General features: G+C 72.3%; 1 protein-coding gene and 1 pseudogene. Both read right to left on the bottom strand.

Translation table 11 applies throughout. The features are described from left to right. A partial coding sequence (locus FE811_RS26825) for a type VI secretion system ImpA family N-terminal domain-containing protein (protein ID WP_181180994.1) occupies positions 1 to 623 on the bottom strand: 623 nt, incomplete at its 3' end. Positions 624 to 763: 140 nt separating this feature from the next. Then, positions 764 to 1,368 (bottom strand): annotated as a pseudogene (locus tag FE811_RS27790) (serine/threonine protein kinase); the annotation flags it as partial.

Below are 1,368 nucleotides of genomic sequence, written 5' to 3'. Positions count from 1 at the left end.
GTTTCCAGCTGCGCCACCGCCTCGGGCTCGGTGTCGCGCAGGGCGCGGCAGGCGGTCAGCANGCGGTCGGCCTGTTCGGCGGCCGAAAGCCCCGTCGGCCCCTCGGCCGCCAGCACCGAGGCCGTGACCGCCCCCGCCGCCAGATCCCCGCCCGAGACCGCGGGCAGGCCGCGCGGGACCAGCACGGTGTTGAACTCCAGATCGCCCAGGATGCCGGCATCGGCATTCTCGATCTGGTAGAGCGCGTTGATCCGGCGCAGCGCGGCCTCGCGCACCAGCTGGCCCTCGCGCAGGGCGGGATGCAGGTGGTCCCACCAGGTTTCCAGCGTCTCGGCCAGCAGGTCCAGCCCCTCGGCCAGCCCTTCCGCGCCGCGCAGGTTGGTCATGATCCGCGCCACGACGACCAGCAGGCGCAGGTCGCGGCCGGCCTGGGCCAGCGCCTCGGCCTCGTCCAGCAGATGCGCCCAGTCCAGCGCCACGTCGCCGGTATTGCCCTTGGCCAGCTGTTCGGCCCGTGCCGCCCGAGAGGCCCCGTCCAGCGCCCTTTCGAGCGCCAGAAACCTCATGTCGTTGCGAAGATCCAACCCGGCGGAATCCGGCACGGCGAGCGGAGCGAGAAACATAGGGGAAACCTTTTCAAAGGCCGCATTATGTTCTTCTCGAAATGGGAAAATCATCTCATGGACTGCGGCTTTGCGCAATGAAATCCTGCGGATCGGCGGCGGTGCCCCCTGGCTGGGGCGTGCCCCCGGCCTTGGCGCGGTCAGGGCCGCAGGTCCAGGATGCGCTGGGTGGCGGCCAGGATGCGCTGCGGATCGGCCGCGCGCCGCGCCGCCAGCGCCTCGGCAAAGGCGTCGGCGGATTCGTCGCCCGGCCGGCGTTCGTCGAAAAGCGGGCCGCGGGTGACGAAGGCAAAGATCCCCGCCTTGCCGAAATCGCGGTCGTTCACGCGAAAGGCGATGCGTCCCGGCCCCAGGCCCGCATCCCCGGCGGGCCAGAGCACGCGCACGCGGCTGAGCGCGCCTTCGGGCTGGCCGATGCGGTCCAGCCGGGTTTCCTGGTCGGCCATGTTGGGCAGAACGTTGAAGACCTTGCCGGTTTCCTCGACCGCGACCCAAAGCTCGGCGCCGGGCGTCGCGGCCAGTTCGGCGGGGATCAGCACGTCCGCGACCGGGTTGTCGCCGGGGCGATAGATGCCGGTCAGCGAGGGCTCGGGCCGGCGCGCCTCGGACAGGCGGATGCCGATGCCGCCCTCGGGCAGGCCCGCCGCCGCGGCGCGGATCCGGCAAAGCGAGGGGCTCAGCGTCTCGGTCTCCAGCCGCAGGGCGCGCTCGCCCAGGGCCGGGCGCAGCGCCTCGGCCAGGGCCG

It is taken from the genome of Paracoccus sp. FO-3, assembly GCF_006386455.1.
Taxonomy (GTDB): Bacteria; Pseudomonadota; Alphaproteobacteria; order Rhodobacterales; family Rhodobacteraceae; genus Paracoccus; species Paracoccus versutus.
This window is presented reverse-complemented; position numbering and strand designations above follow the sequence as displayed.